At 64.2% G+C, this 2,723-nt stretch carries 2 protein-coding genes; both read right to left on the bottom strand.

Annotated elements, in window-relative coordinates; genetic code table 11:
- Positions 1-435: transposase (locus tag IT306_21890; protein MCC7371082.1), on the bottom strand; the 435-nt coding region annotated here is incomplete at its 3' end.
- An 838-nt stretch (positions 436-1,273) separates the two neighbouring features.
- The coding region (locus tag IT306_21885) for a transposase (protein MCC7371081.1) at positions 1,274-2,723 on the bottom strand (1,450 nt) is incomplete at its 5' end.

Below are 2,723 nucleotides of genomic sequence, written 5' to 3'. Positions count from 1 at the left end.
CTCGTACTCGTCGAGTCCAACCTCGCCTTTCGTCTGCTCGAAACCGGTTTCGATCGTCCAGCGGCGCGAGGCAACCTGGCCAAGCAGGAGCAGTGGCACTTCTGGTGGGGCGTTGGTCAGGTACAGCGTCTCGTCGACCACGAAGACCGCGTCCGGCTCCTCCAGCAAGGGCGCGACATCCTCCTGGAGATACTCGATCACCCGCTCCGCCGACCACGGCGCCTCGCTCAGAAACCGCTCCAGGCCACGTGGCGTCGCTCCGTCCACGTGCTCCGCCAGATTCTCGGCGTTCCGGCGGTCATCCGCACCCACGAACAGGCCACGCAGGTACTGCTCCCCACGCTCCCAGCCACCCCAACTCCCAAACACCGGGCCGTAGCGGCGACTCAGCGCCGCAAATCGATCCGCCAGCTGGTCCAACTCGGCCGAGTCCATCGTCGCACCCCCAGCAACACTCGCTCCTCTCCATTCTACCCGGACGTAAAGCTCGTCGTTGTAGTCCTAAGTCGGCGCCTCAACAATGGAAACGTTTCTACGAGTCCATTGGAGGGGACTATAGATGCGTTCAACCCAAACCGCTTCACCACCTAATTCTATCTTCTCATATCCTTTACGTTGATCTCTTGCAGGATAGTAGAGATCATACGGCAAATCAGCTTGTCTCCAGAATTCCTGGAGGCCATTAAATTCTGATGCGGATAGTGTCAATAAAGCAGGTAGTCCATCATGCTGGTCAAGAATCTCGACTGATCGCTTGTATAGTCGAAGTCCAATTTGGGTTATCCAAGGAGATGTATAGGATATTAGACGCTGAAATATATCCTGAATTAATGCATCTATTTCATCTTGATCAACAGGCAGACTACCTCTTTGAATGAGTGACGTGTCTCCTACAGGCCAAGACTCGTATTCAGTTGATGTCCTGGCAATACATTGGGCCGTTGCTTTGGCGGCATTCAGTGTATCGAAGGTGGGATCATGGAAATAGAGGGATTCAGGTAAGTAATGCGAGCGCCCTCTACCCGGGCGTCGAGATGTGCATCTAGTACCAAAATTGGTGTCGGCACATATGAGATATGTCATGAAGCAACTCCGGCCGGCTCTATTCGGCCAAGGCTATCAGTCTAGCGACCATTAACCAACAGCACCAAGGCCTCAAGTGCAGCTACGACGGCTGTAAGTAGACCTCCCAGCTGGCTCTGTTCCGGATCACCCACCGCAGTAGCAATTTGCGCAGTTAGTGCGAAGGCTGTCCCCCAGGCGCCGGACGATACTAGAAGCCCGGCCGAGAACCGGGGCTGATGAACGCGATCGGCCGCGCCGTGAGCAGGCGGCTGCATGACGATGCACGGGCGACTCTGAGGCCGCCGAGGGCCTCGCCGGGCCATCTGGGATCCAGCGGGGGGTGCAGGACGACCAGGAGCAGGCCCAGGAGCGCGGCAAACAGCCCGATGGCAGCCGAATCGTGGTCGGAGAGCAGGTCGGTCATGGCCAGGTAGGTCAGCTTGGCCACGGCGGCGGCCATCAGGAGCTGGAAGCGGATCTTAGGCGTGCCGACCTCTCGGGCCTGGCGGATGCCCAACTGGACCAGGCGGGCGATGCGGTGCTCGACCCTCTGGCGTCGGCGTCGATACTCGGCGAAGGCCGGGCTGGCCTGGAAGGCGCGGGCAGCCTGGAGCAGTCGCTCCTGGGGATGCACGGTGACGGTGCGCCCGCCAACGGCACGGACGCACTGGGTGCGCAGCGGGCAGGCCGCACAGACCGCCACGTCGAAGCGGAACGGCCCGCCGCCGGTCGGACTCGGGCGGAAGTCCTGGGTGGTCTGCCCAGCCGGACAGGTCGCGCTGGTGGCGTCGAGGTCGAGCGTGAAGGCCGTCTGCGGGAAGCAGCCCTGATTGGACGGGCTCGGCACTTTCGCGACGAGCGTTCGGCCCGCGTCAGCGAACGCCTGGCGGGTTTCGCCGCTGCCGTAGGCGCAGTCGCCCAGCGTCTCGTCGACCGCGCAGCCGGTGGTCGCCTCGGTCTGCTCGACCAGCTCGAGCGCACCCTCGGCATCGGGCGCGTTCCCCGCCAGCACCGTCACCGCCGTGATCAAGGGCTCGTCCGTGTCGACCACCACCGCCGCCTTGTGCCCGTCGAACCGCTTGCTGGCACTCTTCCGCCCGTGCCGCATCTCCGGGTCGTGCACTGACAGCAGCCGATCCGTCGCCACCCCTTGCTTGATGGCTGGCCCGTCCTCCCGACGCTCGACGTCCTGGACCAGCACCCGACTCAGCAGCCCGGCCGCCGCCACCAGCGCCGCCGCCACCAGCGCCGCCGCCACCAGCGCCGCCTCGGCCGCGCCCCCTGCCTCCAGGTCAGTCCGCACCACCCGCGCCTGCTCCAGCAGACGGTCGGCGTCGGCGACGATCTCCCCCAGGAACCGCCGCCGCTGCTCGGCGTCGCTCCAGTCGATCTCGGCCGTCCCCTTCAGGCTGGTCGGCCCCACGTACCGCCCGTACCCGTGCGCCTCGGCCCACACCGCCAGCGGCTGCCCCGCCAGCGGCTCTCCCGCCAGCTTCGCCAGCTCCCGCGCGAGCTGCACGATCCCGTCCCCGAGCAGGTTGTAGGTGTCCTTCACCGCCCCGCGCCCGAGGATGTTGGTCGTGTCCAGCGCCACCTTCAACTTCCGCTGTTCGCCACTCTGGGTTCGGAGCTTCCCGCGCCGCTTCGCCAGCTCCAGG

The sequence above is a fragment of the Chloroflexota bacterium genome (assembly GCA_020850535.1).
Classification (GTDB): domain Bacteria; phylum Chloroflexota; class UBA6077; order UBA6077; family JACCZL01; genus JADZEM01.
This window is presented reverse-complemented; position numbering and strand designations above follow the sequence as displayed.